Source organism: Autumnicola aciditolerans, from assembly GCF_041679265.1.
GTDB lineage: Bacteria > Bacteroidota > Bacteroidia > Flavobacteriales > Flavobacteriaceae > Autumnicola.
The window spans coordinates 53,520-75,573 of record NZ_JBGFSM010000018.1 but is presented as its reverse complement, the minus strand read 5'-3'; the positions used below and the strand labels follow the sequence as shown (position 1 = coordinate 75,573).

Sequence of the window (22,054 nt, the reverse complement as noted above, 5' to 3'; positions counted from 1 at the left end):
TTCTTATAAATACTTTACTTGTCCCATAATCCTAAAACCGCTATAAGATACAGCAGATAGCCCGGCCGCGACCTTTTTTGGGAGCGGAAATGCCCAAAGAAATATAATTTCGGATAATGAATGAACTAAATACTCTAAACATGGCAATGGCTATTTAGAAACAGTTAAGGAATTTACTGTAGTTAGATAAAAAAGTTCCACACCAGCCCAAAACGCACAAGGAAATCTGTATAAGGATAACCGGGAGCTGAGAAATTATTGTTGCCGGTAAGAAGGGAATTTACGTTTTCCAGCTTGAAGAAGATCCTGGTTTGCCTTACTTTTCCATTAAAAAAGAAATCGAGGATGGGATAGCCCCCCAATTCCTGCTCGTCCTGCACATAAAATTCGGCTAATACAGGATCGTATCCATTAATTTGATATGGTGAAAAATATTTAAAGGTAAAGCCCGTTTGAAGATACAGGGCTTTATCAAACCAAAAATCCTGGTAATAAACAGAATTTCGCGTCACAAAATCTGGCAACTTTAAAACATTTGCCCCATCTATTACATTTTGATACATGAGAGTGTGGTACATTCCAAATTTACCATAATTAAATTCTCTCTCTGCCTTTATCCTATAATAGCGCACCTGGTCTCCATACTGAAATGGTTTTACCTGTGCCGCTCCCTCATTTAATCCAAAGTAAGTGTAATTCTGGATTTGTGTGAGATTGGCTTCAGCATGAAAAAGCTTTTTAGAATCCAGCCTGAAATGCAGGTTCTGTGCATTGAGGTTATCGTAATTATTCTGCCAGTTGTAATTTAAATAATCGCTCTGGTACAATAAGAAATTGTAATTGGGGACTTTATTGGTTTGTTTGAAGCCAAAAGCAACTTTATTATCCTCATCAATAGCATAGGAAGCAGTAGCCATTAGGAAATTTCCGGTAAATTCTCCAGCCAGGCTTAGGGAAGCTTCTGCATCCAGATTAAATCCAGCAATATTCTTTTGATAGGTTCCACCTATGGCAACAGTGCCCCCGGAAAGCTTGTTGGTAATTACTTCTCCACTCTCCAGTACATAAACAGAATTGTAGCCGTAATTAAAATGTTTATATGAAGCCCGGGCCGTTAATTTGCCCAGGATATTGTTTTTAAAACTAACATTGGCTTCATTGTACACCTCTTCCAGCCGAACCACATCCCGGATATTTGCACTTTCAAAGGATTCTCCAAAAACTTCCTTTACGGCCTGGTCCTGCTTATAGGTAAACTTTTTATAATTGAAGTTAAAGATATGGCCTATAGAAAGGCTATTGATACTATCGGTTAAAGGATTAGTTAGGTAATATTCATGCTCCAGGTAAAATCTTTTACCATTAAGGGTATTTTCAGCATTTTCAAACCTCACATCCAGAAGAGACCTGTCCTGAAATTCTTCTTCCTCTGTTATATATTGCTCCAGGGCTTGTTCTGTTAAGCCTCCATTTTCTTCATTAGTAAAATTTTGGGTAACAAAGTGGGTGCGCAACTGATACTTCTGGCTTGAAGTGTGATAATTTGCCGTGGCGCGAAAGATCCCGGTACTCGCTAAATAATGCTGATATTTACCCAGTGCCCGTACACCATTATAGGCAACTGAAAAATTGAAACTGGGAGAGGTATTAACGGTAAAAAATGCGTCCAGCTGCTGCCCCTGCTCTGGCACAGTTTTAAAATATAATTCAGTAAAGGGGGTGGGCACCCTGTAATAGGAAATATCTTCTACTTCAAAAAACCTAAAATGCCTCGCCCGTGCGCCAAAATCGGGCATGGTTTCATCAAATTCCATTTCATAAGTCAATTGTGTATAAGGCTGGGCTGTATTGTTAAATGGTAAAAGTTCGAAATTATCTTTTCTCAGGTAGTTGAACTTATAGTCTTTTTGAATAGTAAGGGAGGTGTCTACAAAGGTAGTGTCATTTTCATAAGAAATGATCTTATAATCCTGAACCGGTGGCTTAGCCACGCTGTCCTGCACATCATTTTCTTCAGACTGTGTAGTGCTACCCTCGAGAGTTCTTCCTCTTTGCTGAGCGAAATTGTGTAGTGTGAAAAGGCTAAAGATAATTACAAGAAGGCTGTTTTTCATCATTTCTATTAAACTTCAACAAAAGTATAATATTATATGAAATGAGCCAGAAATAGGCAGAAACAAAAAAACCACCCGGCTTGGGTGGTTTTTAATGAATTCTAAATTTAATTATTCAGCTGAATCGTCTCCTTCATCCGAAGAATCATCACCGGCATCTTCTCCGGCTAAACCTGTCATAGTAACTCGAACAAAGAAAGCATCCCCATATGCGCTTCCGTCTAAGGTGCCAGCAAGCCCCGGTTGCACTAAAATAGGGGAAATATCCATTATTTTTTCGCAGGAATTAACTATTTCGCCTGAACCTTTAAGATTATAATCTGGCTGAGGCACCCCTTCATACGTAGTTGATACATAATATTGCTCCGGAATTTTCACTTCAAAGGATTCAAGATCTACTTCAAGTTTTACAGGTGCCTCTGCTACAATAGGCTCACCCCAAGCATCGTTGAGCCATCCATAGACAAGACCTCCGGTCATCATCAATTCTCCATCTTCTATATATGTATTAAATTCAGTAGGATAACCCCAGATATCTGTTCCAGACCATGTGCCAACAAGATCTTCTAATGCAAGTGAACATCTTCTGAAGAGTTCAACATCAAGTGTACCGTTATCTACGAGAGTCTCATTGCCCTCAACATCTGTGAGGTTAAGAATCAAATGCGTACTTCCACTTTCTGGGATAGCTTCAAAATTACCAGAAACAGTTAAGGTTCCAGTATATGAACCAGCAGGTATTACCAAATCACTAACACTATACTGGTCAGCCGATGCGGTAGATTCCGGATCTATTTCCACATTTACAGTTCTTTCTGTAGAAGCAGTAGTAGTTACAACTACATCAACTTCTACAGAAGCTCCTTCCTCTGGCGTAGCCAAAGTTACAGATGAATCCGAAAATTGGGCCAAAACCGGATAATCATCACCAATTGTTGGTATCTCATTTTCTTCACACGAAAGCAACAGCATCGTGCTTACCATCAAAATAGTAAATCTATTTATTATATTTTTCATATTTCAAAATTTCTTTTAATTAGTACCCAGGATTTTGCTCCATATTAGAATTAGCGTTAATCTCTGCCTGAGGAATAGGGAATTGGAACCTAAAGTCTCCTGCAGGAAGAACAAGTTCCTCTGGAGGTGTACCAGACCCATCTAAAATATCTCCAAAATCAGACCTTACAATGGCATCCCCAATTCTTTTAATATCAAAAAATCTATGTCCTTCAAATGCAAGTTCTATTCTTCGTTGACGCAGAATTGCGTCAAGTAATGCTTCACCTGTCTCTCCTCCAACATACGAGCTCAACCTTTTGTCACGGAGTGTATTCAGGGTTTCTAGAGCTTCTTCTTCCATCCCAAGGCGATATTGAGCTTCTGCTTTATTTAGAACTACCTCCGCAGCACGTAACACCTTTATATCTAAAAGTCCATTTACCTGTCCTTCCTCTCCTAAAAACTTCTTCACCGCGTTATATTCATTATCGCTATAAGTAGCTTCATATGTTAGCAAATCTTGTCTCACATCTGCTGTATCTATACTATTAACAAATTCATAATCCGCAGCATATTCAGATCTAGTATCAGCTCCAGTAGTTTGACTATAAGTAACACCAACATTATTGAATGTACTCTCCGATGACGTATTAACTGACCATTCTACTATAACACCAGCGTTAGTAGCATCTGTATATACTCCGGGTAGTTCCTCGGCAGTTGCTACCGGTTCAGAAACTTCATTTGCAGCGTCAATTACTTCCTGATAATCTCCATTATAAAGATAAACTCTAGAAAGAATTCCGTAAACCGCATCTCTGTCGAGCCTTCCTTCCCCGTTGTTTGTCTCTATAAGCTCTGCTGCCCTTTCCAGATCACCAATAATTTCAGTGTAATTACTTTCTACTGTTTCCCTTGCAGGTTGCGCATAAGGATCCCCAGTATCTCCATCTTCCACTTTCATATAGACAATTCCTAAAGATGAATTGGCATCAGAACTTTGCGTTGGAATTTTAGCATATATCCTCGCTAAATCAAAATGAGCGAACGCCCTGGCGGCCAAAGCCTGTCCTAAAATATTATCTTTTACATCTCCTTCAGGAAGATTGTCAATTTGACCAATAACTAGATTAGCTGCATTGACAGCTTCATAAGCTTCGCTCCAAAAGAGGCTAACAGCTCCGCCAGTATTAGGCACATACTGCCAATCATAAAAAACCTCATTAGATCTTCTTCCGGTTGTAGCTAGAATAACATTATCCGCCAAGATATCTGGTATACCTTGATATCCTGATTCTGCAGAATAATAGTTAAAAAATTGACTATAGATACCATCAACTCCGTTTTGAAAAGAAGATTCACTATTAAAGAACGTTTCAGGATTTCCTTCTGTAAAAGGCTCCAAATCATTTATTTCATCATCACAACTAAAAAGGACAAGTGATATGAATAAAAATGATAAAAATTTAATATTATTTTTCATATTCTAATTTTATATTTTAATTAAAATCCTAATTCAAATCCTACTGTATAAGATTTCGTTTGAGGATAACTGTATAGAGAAAATTCACCAGGAACAAAACCTTCATCTCCAGGGCCGGCCGTCTCGGCTGATCCAATACCAATTTCAGGATCTCCGGTGTAATTGGTGAATGTCAGCAAATTTTGCCCTGTAGCAAATATCCTGAAGGTATCAATACCAATTTTTTCTGCAAAACCAGATGGTATATTATAATCTATAGTAAGATTACGTAATCTTAAATAATCACCACTCTCCAAGAATCTTGTAGTTGTTTGATCGGCATTAGATTGATATAATGGACTTGGAAGCACATTCTGATCTCCAGGTTCTTTCCAATAATTAAAGGCCTCAACATATAATGAATATGGCACATTCCCCACTGCGACACCATTTGATTTTTGATAATTAAGGATATAATTTCCTTTTTTGAACACAAAATCTCCTCTCAGACCAAATCCTTTGTATTTGAAGGATGTAAAAAATCCACCTTCAAAGTCAGCCTGTGGTGATTTCCCTTCAAGAAGCGTTTGGTAAGAATCACTATATTCGCTGGTAAGGTTTCCATCACTATCTAAAAATAGTGGCTGTCCATTAGCAGGATTCACCCCTGCATACCTTGGCAAATAAAAAGTATTTATTTCCTCTCCTTCACGCAATATCGTTGTTCCATTAATAATGTCTTCTCCATTTACAAGTTCCTTTACCTCATTGTCTAAAAATGCTGCATTTCCTCCCACAGCCCAGGTAATATCAGCATTTCTGATAAGGTTAACGTTAAGAGAAACTTCCACTCCACTATTCTGTATTTCTCCTATATTACTTAGTATCGAATTATTTTCATCTCCTACAGTTTGAGAGATGGGCCTGTTCAATAATAAATCCTGAGATGATTTTTTAAAGTAATCTACCACTCCAGAAATCCTATTGTTAAAGATGGAATATTCCAATCCAATATCTAGAATTGCCTGAGACTCCCACTGAATATCTGGATTTCCAACACCAACTGGAATAGCTGTAGTATACCCGTTATAAGTGTTGAATTGCAATAAGTTCAAGAAATTAAAATCCCCAATATTTTGGTTACCTGCAGTACCATAAGAAGCTCTAAGCTTTAAGTCTCCAAAAATAGATCCTTCCATAAAGTCTTCATTAGCTATGTTCCAGGCCGCACTACCACTATAGAAATATCCATATTTATTGTCAGGGCCAAACCTCGAAGACCCATCCCTTCTAACAGAACCAGATAGTATATATTTACTGTCATAATTATAATCCACAAACAATCCCTGAGAAAAAAGAATACTTCTTTCTTCATCAGTACCCGCTGAAGTTGCCTCTGCAGCTACATCCTGGTAAGGAATATTTGGAGAAGGAAAACCTCTACTGGAAGCAAAAAGATCTGTATAAATATTTTCATTATATTCTAAAAGAAAACTTGCACTTAGATTATGCACATCATCGAAACTATCAGCATATGTAAACAAGTTGTTCACATTGTATTGAAAGTCTATAGCAAAATTATCAGTTTGAGTACCTGGGAAGTCAGCATTTCCAACAATACTATTTAAAACACCTCCAGCAATTGACCGGTTAGTTCTATTGTACCTGTTACTAGTGGCACCTACTGTAAACCTATTGGAAAACTTATCACTGAATTGAATATCTGCATGAAGACTTCCAAGAATTAGAAAGTTTCGGTTATCTTCCGGCTCTGTTTGTAATGCAAGTGCAATAGGAAATCCCTGTACACCATTATAAACCGGTGAGCCATCATCTTCTGTAACAACATTTCCTTCTGCATCCCTTTCATACAATGGCTCATAAGGATTATAACTGTACATCGCAGCAAAAGGATTCTGGACATTGTTTCTATCCCTTGGCAAATCTGTTGTACTCCTAGCAAGAGAGATATTCGCACCAATCTCCAACCAATCTTTTGCCTGATATGTAGTATTCAACCTTGTGGAAATTCTCTCGAAGCCATCTATTCTATCTATAATACCACTATTTTTATCATAACCTAAGGAAAGGAAATAAGATAATCTCTCGTCACCACCAGATACAGAAAGGGAATTAGATTGAATGTAAGAATCCCTGAGCAGCTCTTGCTGCCAATCAGTATCATAAGATCTTAATAATTCCAGCTGTTCAGGACTAGCCGTAGCTCCAGGCAAACTTTGTGCATCAGTCACTCCAAGTTCCGCCAATTGCCTCTCATACTCCAGTTTTTGAGCAGCATCCATCACTTCGAAGTTCAAATCATCAATTTTAGAACCAGTTCCCAAAGATGATCTGAACACAATTTTTGCTTCGCCGGAGCGACCTTGTTTTGTAGTAATTACAACCACACCATTTGCCCCCCTGGAACCATACTTAGAAACAGTAGCAGCATCCTTTAACACAGAAAAACTCTGAATATCGGATGGATTTAAATTATTGATAAATGATTGATCAACTGGTGTACCATCAACCACATACAAAGGTGTAGATCCAGCATTAACAGATCCGACACCGCGAATTTGTACAAAAGCAGTTTGACCGGGACGTCCGTTTGCTGCAGTTACCTGCACTCCAGCAGCCTTACCCTGCAATATATTATCCACACTTGTAGACGGAACAAAGGTTTCTATTTCTTCAGAAGATACCGTAGAGACCGCAGAAGTTGATAATTCTCTTGCAGTCGCTCCATAACCCACCACTAACACTTCATCCAAAGCAGCAGCATCTACATCCAGAGCAACATCTATAACATTTGATGCGCCAACTGGAACAGTTTGAGTAGCAAAACCTATGTAAGAGAATACAAGCTTGCGACCCGCAGCAACGGAAATATCATATTTTCCGTCAAAATCTGTTTGAACCCCATTATTAGTTCCCTGAACTATAACATTTACACCAGGCAGAGGTAACCCCTGGTCATCTGTAACAGTACCCGTTACAGTTTTTTCCTGTGCAAACGTAATTTGCACGACTAACACCATTAAAAGTGTTAGCATTCCTTTTAATCTTTTTTTCATTATTTATTTAATTTGAATTAGCCAGCGCCAAAAATCATAATAAATTCTTAATAATACAAACTATATTTCAACATTTAACTTCTTCCACATCTATTCCCATGGAGAAGAAACCTTGAATTTTTATTAATTTTGAAACCTCGATTGCTAAAAAAATAACTCCTTATGCTCAGAAGATTTAACTCAAAAAAACTCACCGCCGGAACCGATGAAGCAGGCCGGGGTTGCCTCGCCGGACCCGTTACAGCTGCCGCCGTCTTGTTACCTGATAATTTCCGGCACCGGTTGTTAAATGATTCTAAAAAAACAAGCCTCCAAAATAGGAATCTTTTAAGAATTGAAATTGAAAAGAAAGCGATTTGTTTTGGGGTTGCCCATGTCTCCATGGAAGAAATTGACAAAATCAACATTCTTAATGCTTCCATTTTAGGCATGCATCGCGCTATTGAAAAATTAACCCAGTGCCCAGAATTTATTATTGTAGACGGCAATAAATTTAACACTTATAAGGACGTTCCGCATGAATGCATCATAAAAGGAGACGGTAAATATTTTAGTATTGCTGCAGCTTCCATCCTGGCGAAGACCTATAGAGATGAATACATGGAGAAAATTCATGATGAATTCCCCATGTACAACTGGAAACAAAATAAAGGCTACCCCACCCGGGAACATAGGGAAGCTATACTTAAATTTGGAATTACCAAATACCACAGAAAAAGCTTTCGGCTTTTACCTGAACAGTTGGAACTGGCGCTCTAATAATTTAAATCTGGTTTAAAATTCATGAAAAGAGTTTTTCTCTTTATTTTACTCCTATCTATAATAAGCTGCCAGAACCCGGCGGAGAAAAAATTTGTTCCTTCTGATTATATTCCCGATAATGTTGCCATTATTGTAAAATCTCCCAACATCACCGGCTTCTTAAATAATTATTCTGAAAATTCTTTTTTAACAAAAAACCCTATTCTAAAAAAATTTCAGTTCAATAGCGGACTGCAGTTTCTCAAAGTTATAAACAACGCGGAAGAATCTTTTCTCTGCTTTTCAGATTTTAATAAACAGCAACCTGATTATATTTTCATTTCCGGGCAGCCACCCCAATTGAAAAGTTTTGATTCTATTCAAAATAAATCTATAGAAACAGTAAAAGAGGATAACATCGAGTTTAAGAAATACAATTTTGAAGGTAGTATCACCTACACCTTTTCCCGTAAGAATCTTTTCCTGGCCAGTAATTCTTTAGGCTCTCTTAAGAAAACGCTTCAACAGGAAAAAAGGCCGAATCCTGCACTTCAGAGAATTATTTCGGCAACAGAAAAAAATAAAACTTCCCTAATTCTTAACCATCAAAAGCTTCCATATATATTAAGGAGTATTTTTCCGCAGAAAGAATTTAAAATTTCTGAAGCAACTTCCACCTGGAGCGAGGCAGAACTGGAAATTGAAGCCGAAAACATTCATTTTAACGGTTTGCTAACCATACCGGCAGACTCCATCTCCATTTATTCTGTTTTTCAAAATACCGGCCGCGGCAGCTCAAAAATGGCAGAAATCACCCCTGCCTCTGCGCAGGCTTTCTCTTCTTTTTGTTTTGAAGATTTTGATCAAATTCAGAAAAAGCTTCAGCAATTTCAAAGCGATAGTTTAAAAAACGTGTTATTTTCCAACTCTTCGGAATTTGGGCTTATTTACCTGAAAAACGCTCCTGTTTTTGCTATTAGAAGCAATGAAGCTGAAAGCAGCAGTATTCTTCTGAAGCAATCAAGTGCTGAAATTGGTGATTTTCGAGGCCTCTCTATTTTTCAGCTTCAGGAAACCCTCAAAACCCTTGAAATTTTTCAACCTCTTATTTCTCTTCCTAATGCAAAGTATTGGGCACAAATAAAAAATTTTTTAATTTTCGCTGAGCAACCCGCAGCACTGGAAGAAATTATTTCGGCTTTTCAAAACAATCGTACGCTTTACACGCAGGAGTTTTATCAGGAAACACTGCAGCAACTTTCTTCACAATCTTCTATGTTATTTGTGGCAAACGGCAAAGATTTTCTGCCACTTTTAGCTCAGGAAGCAGATGCAGAACTGGAGGAGGAAATTTTAAATATGCCGTTCCATAATAAATTAGGGGTGCTGCAGCTGGTAAAGGAAGATGATTTTTTCCACATTCATGGCATCATAAATACTTCAGAAAAAGCTCCTGAAGAAGCAACAGGCCCAAAGGAAATCCTGGATATTTCACTGGAAGACCAGGTATATACGCAGCCCTTTTTCTTTAAAAATCATTTAACCAACCAGGAAGATATTGTTATACAGGACATTAATAACATCCTGTACCTTGTTTCCAACAAAGGAAATATTCAGTGGAAAAAACAATTAGAAAGCAGAATTACAGGCGCTATTCATCAGGTCGATTTGTTCCAAAACGGAAAATTTCAACTAGCCTTTAGTACATTGCACGCACTACATATAGTTGACAGAAATGGCAATCCTGTTGTTCCTTTTCCTCTGGAGTTTAAAGATGAAATTACCCAGCCGCTCGCTGTTTTTGATTATGACAACAACAGAAAATACAGGTTTGTAATCACTCAGAATTCCAGTGTTTATATGTATAATAAGGAAGGAAAAATTGTAAAAGGTTTTGACTTTAAAAAAGCTGGAGCTGAAATTACAAATCCTCCAAAGCACCTTAGAATTGGAACAAAAGATTATATTCTAATTACCGAAGCTTCAGGCAAAGTATCTATATTAAATCGCCAGGGACATATCCGGGTCCCGGTAAATGAAAATTTTGAACTGGCAGAAAATGAATGGTTTGAATATAAGAAAAGTTTTATCTCTGCCACTCCAGGGGAACTGGTTAAAATTAATGAAAAGGGAGGTATAGAAAAGAAAGCCTTAAATACCCTGGAAGAAACTAAAATTGTTGCAACGCCAGAGCTCCTAGTAAGTTTCCATGGTAATCAGCTCAAAATTGAAGACACTGTAATTGAATTGGATTATGGAGTTTACACCACGCCCCAGATTTTCGAGATCAATGATGAGATCCTGGTTGCTATTACTGACAAGCAGGCGAAAAATGTTTATATTTTCAATAGAGAAGGCGAGCTACTACAGGGATTTCCTGTTTTTGGTACTTCCCAAATAGATTTACGCAATATCAACATTGAAAAAAATCTTGAATTTGCAGTATTGGGAGACGCAAAGGAAATTTTGATTTACCAGCTTTAATTCATTGGTTCAGCTCCAAAAAGCGCTAAAAAATGTTTCAGAAGCTTCTCCTGCACCTCAGCTAGCGGAATTTCCTTTTTACCTAATTCCACATTTAAGGATGTAACAGCTTTGTCCTGGATTCCGCAGGGGATAATATTAACAAAATAGCCAAGATCGGCATTTACGTTTAGCGCAAGGCCATGCATGGTAACCCAACGGCTTGCCCTTACCCCCATGGCGCAAATTTTACGGGCGAACGGAGTTCCCACGTCAAGCCAAACTCCTGTTTCCCCTTCACTTCTTTCTGCTTTAAGTCCATACTCATTTAAAGTAAGAATAACCGCTTCTTCCAGGAACCGCAGGTATTTATGAATATCAGTAAAAAAATTATCCAGGTCAAGAATTGGGTATGCCACAAGCTGCCCGGGGCCGTGGTAAGTAATATCGCCACCCCGGTTAATTTTATAAAAACTGGCATTTTTCTGCTTCAGCTCTTCTTCAGAAATAAGCAAATTTTTAGCATCCCCACTTTTTCCAAGGGTATAGACGTGCGGATGCTCCACAAAAAGAAGATGGTTCTTGGTTTCAATTTTAGTATTTTCCCTTCGGTTTTTGATTTTAAGCTCAAGAGTCTCCTTAAATAACTGCTCCTGATAATCCCAAACTTCTTTATAATCTTTAAAACCCAGGTTCTGGACTTTTATCTTCTTATTCATAATTATCTGTTTGGGTTATTAAGAATAATAAGCGCAGCAATAACTCCTGGCACCCATCCCAGAAGCGTTAGTATAAAAACAATTATTACAGATCCGCAGCCCCTATCAAAAACAGCGAGGGGCGGAAACAGTACTGAAAGAATGACACGCCAGATACTCATTTTTGCAAAAAATTGGATTCAGGATGCAAAGATAGAATTAAAATTTCGGGTTTCACGAGCATTGGTGGATAGCCTGATTGTCATTATATTTGCATCCGCACAAGGCATAAGCCGGTATAAATTCAATTAAACATCATGCAGTTATCTGAACAGGAAATTATAAGAAGGGAAAAACTATCAGCGCTCAGGGAAGCCGGGATCAATCCCTATCCGGCAGATCTTTATCCCGTAAACCATACCACAGCCGCTATAAAATCTAATTTTGAAGAAGGTAAAAAAGTGGTGATTGCCGGCAGGCTGATGTCCAGGCGAATCCAGGGAAAAGCTTCTTTTGCTGAATTACAGGATTCCAAAGGTAAAATCCAGGTGTACTTTAACCGGGATGAAATCTGCCCGGGCGAAGATAAAAGCAAATACAACGATGTTTATAAAAAGCTGCTTGATATTGGCGATTTTATAGGGATTGAAGGAGAGCTTTTTAAAACTAAAGTTGGAGAAATGACCGTTATGGTTAAGGAATACAGCCTCCTGAGCAAGTCTTTGCGCCCCCTCCCGCTTCCAAAAACAGATAAAGAAGGAAATACTTACGACGGGTTTAAAGACCCCGAGCATCGTTACCGCCAGCGTTATGCAGATTTGGTGGTTAACCCGCATGTAAAGGAAATTTTTGTAAAGCGCACTAAACTGTTCAACGCCATGCGAAATTTCTTTAATGACAAAGGTTATTTTGAAGTAGAAACGCCTATTCTTCAGTCTATTCCCGGCGGTGCCGCGGCCAGGCCCTTTATCACGCACCACAATGCGCTGGACATTCCCCTTTACTTAAGAATTGCCAATGAACTTTACCTTAAAAGACTTATTGTAGGTGGTTTTGACGGGGTATATGAGTTCTCCAAAAACTTTAGAAATGAAGGAATGGACCGTACCCATAACCCGGAATTTACGGCCATGGAAATTTACGTGGCTTATAAAGACTACAACTGGATGATGGAGTTTGTAGAAGAATTGCTGGAATATTGTGCGCTCCAGGTAAATGGAACCACCAAAGCAACCTTTGGAAAACATGAGGTAGATTTTAAAGCTCCTTATAAAAGAGTGACCATGACCGATGCCATAAAACAATATACCGGTTTTGATATTACAGGTAAATCTGAAAAGGAATTGTTCGAAGCTGCCAAAGGAATGGGAATAGAGGTAGATGATACCATGGGAAAAGGCAAGCTGATCGATGAAATATTTGGAGAAAAATGTGAAGGCAATTTTATTCAGCCTACTTATATTACAGATTATCCAAAAGAAATGAGCCCTCTTTGTAAAGAACACCGGGATAATCCTGAACTTACCGAGCGCTTTGAACTTATGGTCTGCGGAAAAGAAATCGCAAACGCATATTCTGAACTAAATGATCCTATAGACCAGAGAGAGCGTTTTGAAGAACAGCTGAAGCTTTCAGAAAAAGGAGATGATGAAGCCATGTTTATTGATAATGACTTCCTTAGGGCCCTGGAATACGGGATGCCGCCAACTTCGGGCTTAGGAATTGGAATGGACAGGTTAATTATGTTCCTTACCAACAAACAATCCATACAGGAAGTTTTATTTTTTCCGCAAATGAAACCCGAGAAAAAAGCTCCAACCCCAAAACCGGAAGATTTTATAAAAATTGGCGTACCCCAGGAATGGGTAGATACGGTTATGCATGAATTCGCCAGTGTATCTAAATTAAAGGAACACAAACCTACACAGGTACACCAAAAGCTAAACGGGCTGAGGAAAAAGAATAAATTACCCGTTGCAGCCCTTCAGCTGGACGAGGTGGAGAACTGGTTTAAATAATTTTTTAACTTATTTTTAAACCTTTTGAAGAGTTACAAGTCCAAAGACTGCCGGAAGGCGGTCTTTTTCTTTTCCTGAAGAATCTGAAGCCGAATTCCGTTACATTTCAAACCTAAACTAAAACTGAAATTTATGATCAAAAATTTATCTTATAAGGCAATGCTTTTAGCCTTGTCTGTTTCTGTTTCCAGTTGTGCCGTATTTGATGCTGAAAATGCTAAATCCACAGCCCAGGCTTCAGAAAAGACAGACACAAAAGAAAAAGACGGACTAAAACCCTACAGTAAAGTAATTACAAAAGATGCTAAATCTGATGAAGGACTTTTTACTGTTCACAACGTAGATAATAAGTATTACTACGAAATTCCGGATAGCCTTTTTAACCGTGAGATGCTTACCGTAACCAGAATCGCAAAAACCGCAAGTGGCATTGGTTTTGGTGGGGGCAAGCAGAACACCCAGGTGCATCGCTGGCAAAGAAAAGGAAATGATGTGTTGCTACGCGTGGTTTCCTACGGAATTTATGCAGCAGACTCCCTTCCGGTTCATGAAGCCGTGGTAAATTCCAATTTTGAACCCATCCTTCAGAAATTTCCCATAAAAGCCATAAAAAAGGATTCTGTTAGCAATAATGTGGTTATTGATGTTACAGATCTTTATGAAAAGGATGTAATGGCATTAGGACTGGGCGACAGGGAAAGAAAAGAATACAAAGTCTCCCGCCTGGATGATAGCCGTTCCTATATAGATACCATAAGAAGCTATCCTGAAAATATTGAGGTTAGGCATGTAAAGACTTACAATGCCGGAGACCCGCCTTCCAATTCAAGCCTTGGTTCCATTTCGCTTGAATTCAGTAATTCCATGATCCTTTTGCCTAAAGTACCCATGGAACGCAGGTATTTTGATGAGCGCGTGGGATGGTTTACCACCGGCCAGACCGATTATGGCCTGGATGCCCAGAAAAGTGAAACCGTTCGTTATCTTGACCGATGGAGACTTGAAGTGAAAGATGAAGACATGGAAAAGTTTAAAAACGGTGAGCTTGTAGAACCAAAAGAACCTATTGTTTATTATATAGACCGCGCCACTCCAGAAAAATGGAGACCATTCATCAAGCAGGGAATCGAAGACTGGCAAAAAGCCTTTGAAGCTGCCGGCTTTAAAAATGCTATTATTGCCAAAGATGCGCCAACGGTAGAAGAAGACCCGGACTGGAGCCCGGAAGATGTTCGATATTCAGTAGTACGTTATCTGGCTTCTCCTATTCCAAATGCCAACGGGCCACACGTAAGCGATCCACGTTCAGGAGAAATCCTGGAATCTGATATTAACTGGTATCACAATGTGATGACGCTGCTAAGAAACTGGTTCTTTGTACAAACTGCGGCAATAAATGAAGACGCGCAGGGCGTACAATTTAAAGATGAAGTAATGGGGCGTTTGATCCGTTTTGTCTCTTCTCATGAAGTGGGCCATACCTTAGGCCTGCCTCACAACATGGGCAGCAGCGTGGCGTATCCCGTGGAGAGCCTTAGGGATCCGGAATTTACCAAACTCTATGGAACCGCACCTTCTATTATGGATTACGCCCGTTTTAATTATGTAGCGCAGCCGGGAGACGGTGATGTGGCTTTAATGCCGAATATTGGCCCATATGATAAATACGCCATTGAATGGGGTTACCGGCCAATTCCCGATAAGACTCCTCAGGAGGAAAAGAAGGTGCTGGACCAGTGGATTTTAAAACATGCCGGGGACCCGATGTACCGGTTTGGACAACAGCAAAGTGGCGGAGTTATAGATCCCAGCTCTCAAACCGAAGATTTAGGGGATGATGCCATGCTTGCCAGCCACTATGGGATTTTGAATCTTAAGCGCATTATGCCCAAGTTGATAGACTGGACTTCTGAAGACGGAAAGAATTACGATGATCTAAGTGACCTTTACGGCCAGTTGGTTGGCCAGTACAATCGTTACATGGGCCATGTGGCGGCCAATATTGGCGGGGTTTATGAAAATTTCAAAACATATGACCAGGAAGGAGCGGTTTATACGCACGTATCTAAGGAAAAACAAAAACGCGCCATGGATTTTCTTCAGAAGGAATTATTTGAAACTCCCGAGTGGCTGCTTAACGACTCTATCTTTACAAGGATTCAGTATGACGGAAGTATTGAGCGCATAAGAACAATGCAGGAAAGAACCCTCTCTAACATCCTGGATTTTGGAAGAATGGCCCGCCTTATGGAAAATGAAGAAATAAACGGTGATAAAGCCTATTCTTTACTGGATATGATCACAGACTTAAGAAAAGGCATCTGGAGCGAATTATCATCAGGAGGAGAAATTGACCGCTATCGCAGAAACCTGCAGCGGGCATACATAGACAGGATGGAATACCTCATGACGCAGGAACAGGAACAGGTTCCTGCCCGTTACAGGCAATGGGTAAACCAGAGTGCCATAGATGTTTCTCAAAGTGACATTAGGCCTGTGGTGAGAGGAGAGCTTAAGACGCTTCAAAGACAAATTAGGAATGCCTCTTACAACACCAGGGACACCCTCACCAAATATCATTTACAGGATGCACTGGAAAGAATAGATTTAATCCTGAATCCAATAGCTAAAAGCTAAAAAGAAAGTATTCTTTATTTTCAAGCCTGCCAATATATTTTTGGCAGGCTTTCCTTTGCCTGTTTTTCAAATAAATTATAATTCTTTTCCGTATAATTCAGCCTTTCACATAATATACAATTAACTGTTTTTCACATAATTAGAACGTTATCCAAATTCCTTTTTATAGGCTTTAAGAATCGAGTTAAAGTCCTTGTAAACTGGTGTTGAAATTTCAGTTTGACCTGAAAGTTTTCCAAATTAGGCGAAGAATTTTAAACTAAAAATGATGACTATGAAAGCAATGATGAATGTGGAAAAGTACACCAGGTACTTTTTAATCTTATTTCTCACCCTGGGAATGGTGAGTTGTGATGACGATGATGACGTGATGGATAACGATGAGGATTATACAGGATCTATTACCGCTATGGATCAGACCCTATCAGCAACTGAAAATACTTTTATGGTACAAAGTGTTACCGTGGGGCAGGATAGCTGGCTGGTGGCCGTAAATTCCGGGGATGAGAATACCGATAATTTTATCACTGACCCCGTAATGGTGGAAAATGGCGGCGAATCTGAGATTATGCTCACGCTAAATGATGATGCCAACCTAATGGAGGGCGAGAACGAAATTATCCTAAAGCTTTATGCTGAAAATGAAGACGGTACTTCAGGGGAATGGGATATGCAAGATGATCCCATCACAGATTCCGATGGAATGTTAGTTACAACCAGCATTACTATTACGGTAGAAGGTACCACCTCCGGCACTTTCGCAGATTATGATACCAATGGCGATGGATACCTGGATGCAGATGAAATTGCCAGTACCTATCAAAATGATTTTACAGGATGGGATTCTGATGCTGACGGCTCTTTAAGTGAAGAGGAATTTGCCAGTACTACTTTTGGAAATGCCGATGCCAACCAGGATGGTAGTATAAGTGAAGACGAATGGAATGCAGGCTATACCAGCATGTACGGTAATTATTCTGAAGATGGCGATTTTGCCAACTTTGATACTGATGCCGATGGTTCCATAAGCAGTGAAGAATGGACTGCAGGATTTGCAGATTCTGAATGGTACAGCACTTACGATGCCGATGCCAATGGCAGCATTTCTGAAGAAGAATGGAATTCCGGCCTTTACGGAGACTGGGATACCAATGATGATGGCATGATAGACGAAAATGAGTATAACAATTACAGTGGCTATACCGGTAACTGGAATACCGGGACTACCGCCACTATATAAGTTTTGGTTGGCGATTGTTGGAGAAAAGGCCGGGGATATTTTCCTTTCGGCCTTTTCTTTTTTCACAACAGATTTTTTTTCCGGGACTTAGAAGAAGCAGAGAAAAAAATACTTTGGGGTTATTTCTCATCCTTAAATATACTGGATTTCAATTTTACCCGGTATTTTAGCTATTTCACTTTAAACTTCTGCTGAAATTAAAAAAGTGCTCATTTTTTCTACTCTTCACTATTCACTCTTCACTCTTCACTCTTCACTATCCACTATCCTATTAAAGCTTTGCACTTCTTAACCGCAGCGCATTTGTAATTACCGAAACAGAGCTAAAACTCATTGCCAAAGCAGCGATCATTGGAGACAGTAAAATTCCGAAGAAAGGATATAGCACTCCCGCCGCAATTGGCACTCCTACCGAATTGTAAACAAGGGCAAAAAATAAATTTTCCTTTATATTCCTCATCACTTTGTTGCTTAATTGCTTTGCTTTTACCACTCCCTGAAGATCTCCTTTTACCAGGGTGATTTCAGCGCTTTCTATAGCCACATCGGTACCGGTGCCCATGGCTATCCCAATTTCGGCCTGGGCAAGTGCAGGCGCATCGTTTATCCCATCGCCGGCCATCGCTACTTTTTTGCCTTTCTCCTGCAGGCGTTTTACTTCTTCCAGCTTGTCCTGTGGCAGCATTCCTGCTTTAAAACTGCTAAGCTGCATTTCGCCGGCCACTTCCGCAGCCGTATTTTCATTATCGCCGGTAAGCATAACCACTTCAACCCCTTTTTCCATTAATGCTGAAATGGCCTCCCGGCTGGTTTTCTTTATAGCATCGGTAATAGCGATATACCCGGCTACTTCAGAATTTACCGAAAGATAAGAAACTGTTTTTCCCGATCTTTGCTCTTTCAGGACCTGCGCTTCAAGTTCCGTGGAAACAGGAACCTTCAGCTCCTGCATAAGAGCGGCGTTTCCTATTCCTATTTTTTCAGCATTTATTGCTGCAGTAACTCCTTTTCCTGTAACTGCATTAAAATTTGAGACATCATCAAATTTCACATTTTTGCCGCGGGCATAATCTACAGTAGCTTCGGCCAGTGGATGTTCACTCAAAGCATTCACCGATGCTATTTTTTGCAGCACCTCATCTTCAGTAAAATTTCCTGTCGCCACAACTTTTTCTACGGAAGGTTTGCCTTCGGTGATGGTTCCCGTTTTATCAATTATCAGCGTATCGATATCGTCCATTTGTTCCAGGGCACGGGCATTTTTGATTAAAACACCATTTTGAGCGCCCTTTCCCACTCCAACCATTACAGACATTGGCGTGGCAAGACCGAGCGCACAGGGACACGCGATAATCAATACCGCAATCGCATTTATAAAAGCATAAACATAAGACGGCTCCGGCCCATAGATTGCCCAGATGATAAACGTTATTACAGAAACAATTACCACAACCGGCACAAAATATCCCGAAATCCTGTCGGCTAATTTCTGGATTGGTGCCTGGGAACGGCTGGCATCGTTCACCATTTTAATAATTTGGGCCAGTAGGGTTTCATTTCCCACTTTTTCAGCCTTCATGGTAAAACTCTGGTTGCCGTTTATGGTTCCTGAAGTGACCTTCTCGCCTTCAGATTTCTCGACAGGGACCGGTTCCCCGGTGATCATGGATTCATCTATGCTGGTCTGGCCTTTTTCTATTACCCCGTCCACGGCGATTTTATCCCCGGGTTTTACGCGCAAAATATCACCTTCCTGGATATTATCTGCAGCAATCACTTCTTCTTCCCCGTTAACCACTCGAATGGCGGTGTTTGGTGCGAGCTTCAGCAATTCCTTAATGGCCGAATTTGTCCTGCTGTGGGCACGGGCTTCCATTACCTGCCCCAGCAATACCAGGGTTAGGATTACCGTGGCTGCTTCAAAATAAACATGCACGGTGCCCGCTTCGGTTTTAAACTGCTGCGGAAAAAAATCCGGAACCAGCATTCCAAATACACTGAAAAGCCAGGCCACCCCGGCACCTATTCCAATTAAAGTAAACATATTGAGGTTCCAGGAAACAACAGATTTCCATGCGCGTTCAAAGAACATCCAGGTGGCATAAAAAACCACCGGCAGCGAAAGACCAAACTGCAGCCAGTTCCAGTATTTCAGGCTCATCCACTCGTAAAGCGGATTATCAGCCAGCATTTCGGACATTGCAATCAGGAATATCGGGAGCGTAAAAGCCACCGCTATTTTAAATTTTTTCAGCAGTTTTTTATAAGTTTTATCTTCTGCTGAAGAATCCACTTCTTTTGGCACCAGGTCCATCCCGCAAATAGGGCAGCTCCCCGGCCCGTCCTCTTCTATTTCCGGGTGCATGGGGCAGGTATAGCCTCCCCCCCCGCCCCCTCCAAAGGAGGGGGAGTTAAGGCTCATTTCTTCCACCAGGTCCATCCCGCATACGGGGCAATCGCCGGGCTGGTCATAAGTTCTATCACCCTCGCAGTGCATAGGGCAGTAAAAAACACCTGTTCCTTCGCCTTTTTTCTCCTGCTTTTTCGCGGGCTGATGATGCTGATGTTCTTCCCCGGGCAAATGAATCTGATAATTCCCGGCCGCTTCTTTTAGCGCCTGCTGAAATTTGTCAATTTTGATATGCTTTTGCATTGTTATCTCTGCTTCAGCTTTTTCAAGATCCACACTAGCTTTGGTTACGCCTTCTACATTCTTTAAGGCTTCTTCAACATGGGCGCGACAGCCCTTGCAGGTCATTCCCGTAACAGCATATTTGTGTTTCATCCCCGACTCATGTTTTTTCCCTGTCTTTTCTTCAGAATTGGAAACTTCAGAAGAATGCTGATGTTTTTCTGCCGCTTCAGAAGGAAGATGAATCTGGTAATTCCCGCCCGCTTCTTTTAACGCCTGCTGAAATTTTTCAATTTTGATATGCTCGCGCATTTCTATTTCGGCTTCAGCTTTTTCAAGATCAACAGTAGCTTTAGTTACACCTTCCACATTGTTCAAAGCTTCTTCAACATGGGCGCGACAGCCGTTGCAGGTCATTCCCGTAACAGCATATTTGTGTTTCATCGCGGATTCGTGATTATTTCCCGTCTTTTCAGAATTGAATACTTCAGAAGAATGCTGATGTTTTTCTGCCGCTTCAGAAGGAAGATGAATCTGATAATTCCCCCCGGCTTCTTTTAACGCCTGCTGAAATTTGTCAATTTTGATATGCTTTTGCATTTCTATCTCCGCTTCAGCTTTTTCAAGATTAACAGTAGCTTTGGTCACGCCTTCTACATTCTTTAAGGCTTCTTCAACATGGGCGCGACAGCCGTTGCAGGTCATTCCACTTATTTGATAAACATGTTTCATTTCTACAGAATAAACAATTTTAATATTAGTCCTCTTATTAGCCATACATAACAGATGAAGGCGATAATTTTGAGCGTTTTTTCCAACGTCATACTTTTTGGCGCCATTTCCTTATGTCTCATTACATCTTTCCGCTTAAAAAAGCCCAGATAGATAAGAATTCCGGAGATGATCAAAAAGGCGAGATTGAGATAGAAGGTGTAATCCAGCTTAAAGTGATTGGTATCTGCGATATTGGTTTGAGAAGCTTCCGGCAAAATGCTAAGCCAGTCAAAAGAATAATGCAATAGTAAAGAAGCTCCTATTAACGCGGTGAACAACAGGAATAAAATAAAAAGTGACATTTTCCAGCCATAGTATTTGGCATTTATCCGCAGTACGGGAAAAACCACCAGGTCGCTGAAGATAAAGGCCATGATTCCCGCAAAACTGACCCCTTTTCCATACAAAAGCGCCGCCAGCGGAATATTTCCCATAGAACCTATAAAGGTGAGAAAGGCAGCAACCGGGCCTACTATAATATGTTCCATAATAGTCCAGAAGCTGAAATTTGTAGTTTCGGGACCGCTGTTTATAAAGAGGGTTTCAAAAAAAGCATCGGGCACAAAAGCGGCCACTATCCCGGCAATGGTAAAACCAAGGGTCACATCCTTCCACACCATTTTCCATTCCATCCCGTATTGCTTGGAAACTTTCGCCCAACTGGTCTCTGACTTTATTTTTTTCTTCCAGGATTTATCTTCACCTTTTTCCTCATCATCATCTTTAAGGCCTTCCCTGGCCTTTTTTATCATTTTTGAAGGATTAATTATTTTAATAAGCAACCAGCTGATAAGGATAAGTAAAAGTCCGCCAAAGTACTCGCCTACTACAAACTGCCAGCCGAGAAAAATGGAAATGATAATCCCCAGTTCAATCACCAGGTTTGTAGAGGCCAGCAAAAATGCGATGGAAGACACAAAACTCGCCCCTTTTTTAAATAAACTTTTAGTGGAAGCCAGGGCCGCGAAACTGCAGGAGCTGCTTATAAAGCCGAAAAATGTTCCCAAAAGGACTCCTTTAGACTCCTTTCCCCCCATGGTTTCCTGCATTTTTTTCTCGGTGATAAAAACCTGAATACAACTGCTAATAAGATATCCCAAAATAAAAGCCCAAAGCGCCATCCAAAAAAAACCGGCGCTTGTATAGGCTGCATCTGCCCATCTGGTTAAAAAATCCTGCATATTATCAAAAAATTAAAA

At 40.2% G+C, this 22,054-nt stretch carries 13 protein-coding genes; 5 read left to right on the top strand and 8 right to left on the bottom strand.

Annotated features, from left to right (window positions below; translation table 11 throughout):
* Positions 1-182: 182 nt before the first annotated feature.
* The 4 genes from AB8M93_RS16625 to AB8M93_RS16610 form a co-directional block, all read right to left on the bottom strand.
* Positions 183-2,117: a putative porin gene (locus AB8M93_RS16625; protein ID WP_373059758.1), complete on the bottom strand. Its 1,935-nt coding sequence runs from the start codon at positions 2,115-2,117 to the stop codon at positions 183-185.
* Positions 2,118-2,225: 108 nt separating this feature from the next.
* On the bottom strand, positions 2,226-3,131 hold the full coding sequence (locus tag AB8M93_RS16620) for a hypothetical protein (RefSeq protein ID WP_373059756.1): 906 nt from the start codon (positions 3,129-3,131) through the stop codon (positions 2,226-2,228).
* Positions 3,132-3,150: 19 nt separating this feature from the next.
* Positions 3,151-4,596, bottom strand: a complete 1,446-nt coding sequence (locus tag AB8M93_RS16615; protein ID WP_373059754.1) for a RagB/SusD family nutrient uptake outer membrane protein — start codon at positions 4,594-4,596, stop codon at positions 3,151-3,153.
* A gap of 20 nt (positions 4,597-4,616) precedes the next feature.
* Entirely contained in the window at positions 4,617-7,652 is a 3,036-nt protein-coding gene (locus AB8M93_RS16610; RefSeq protein ID WP_373059752.1) for a SusC/RagA family TonB-linked outer membrane protein, read from the bottom strand.
* 162 nt (positions 7,653-7,814) lie between these two features.
* Between AB8M93_RS16610 and rnhB the strand changes: the two genes are divergently transcribed.
* Positions 7,815-8,411, top strand: coding sequence for a ribonuclease HII (gene rnhB, locus AB8M93_RS16605; protein ID WP_373059750.1), 597 nt, complete (start codon positions 7,815-7,817; stop codon positions 8,409-8,411).
* A gap of 24 nt (positions 8,412-8,435) precedes the next feature.
* Positions 8,436-10,877 (top strand): DUF3352 domain-containing protein, encoded by a 2,442-nt coding sequence (locus tag AB8M93_RS16600; protein WP_373059748.1) that lies wholly within the window; start codon positions 8,436-8,438, stop codon positions 10,875-10,877.
* Here the strand turns inward: AB8M93_RS16600 and lipB are convergent.
* A complete protein-coding gene (gene lipB / locus AB8M93_RS16595; protein WP_373059746.1) occupies positions 10,874-11,575 on the bottom strand; it encodes a lipoyl(octanoyl) transferase LipB in 702 nt (233 codons plus the stop codon). The two genes, AB8M93_RS16600 and lipB, sit on opposite strands and share 4 nt — an antisense overlap.
* Before the next feature lie 2 nt (positions 11,576-11,577).
* Complete coding sequence (locus AB8M93_RS16590) at positions 11,578-11,736, bottom strand: YqaE/Pmp3 family membrane protein (RefSeq protein WP_373059744.1); 159 nt, start codon at positions 11,734-11,736, stop codon at positions 11,578-11,580.
* A gap of 135 nt (positions 11,737-11,871) precedes the next feature.
* Here AB8M93_RS16590 and lysS point away from each other — a divergent pair, with 135 nt between their 5' ends.
* The 3 genes from lysS (at position 11,872) to AB8M93_RS16575 (ending at position 17,449) form a co-directional block, all read left to right on the top strand.
* Positions 11,872-13,572, top strand: coding sequence for a lysine--tRNA ligase (gene lysS / locus AB8M93_RS16585; protein WP_373059742.1), 1,701 nt, complete (start codon positions 11,872-11,874; stop codon positions 13,570-13,572).
* A 132-nt stretch (positions 13,573-13,704) separates the two neighbouring features.
* Positions 13,705-16,209, top strand: coding sequence for a zinc-dependent metalloprotease (locus tag AB8M93_RS16580; RefSeq protein WP_373059740.1), 2,505 nt, complete (start codon positions 13,705-13,707; stop codon positions 16,207-16,209).
* Positions 16,210-16,474: 265 nt separating this feature from the next.
* Positions 16,475-17,449, top strand: a complete 975-nt coding sequence (locus tag AB8M93_RS16575) for an EF-hand domain-containing protein (RefSeq protein WP_373059738.1) — start codon at positions 16,475-16,477, stop codon at positions 17,447-17,449.
* Between the two features lie 271 nt (positions 17,450-17,720).
* Here AB8M93_RS16575 and AB8M93_RS16570 read toward each other — a convergent pair whose 3' ends face one another.
* Together AB8M93_RS16570 and AB8M93_RS16565 are read right to left on the bottom strand one after the other, a co-directional pair.
* Positions 17,721-20,858, bottom strand: coding sequence for a heavy metal translocating P-type ATPase (locus AB8M93_RS16570; RefSeq protein WP_373059736.1), 3,138 nt, complete (start codon positions 20,856-20,858; stop codon positions 17,721-17,723).
* Positions 20,816-22,036 (bottom strand): permease, encoded by a 1,221-nt coding sequence (locus AB8M93_RS16565; RefSeq protein WP_373059734.1) that lies wholly within the window; start codon positions 22,034-22,036, stop codon positions 20,816-20,818. Before AB8M93_RS16565 ends, AB8M93_RS16570 begins: the two co-directional genes overlap by 43 nt.
* Positions 22,037-22,054 lie beyond the last annotated feature (18 nt).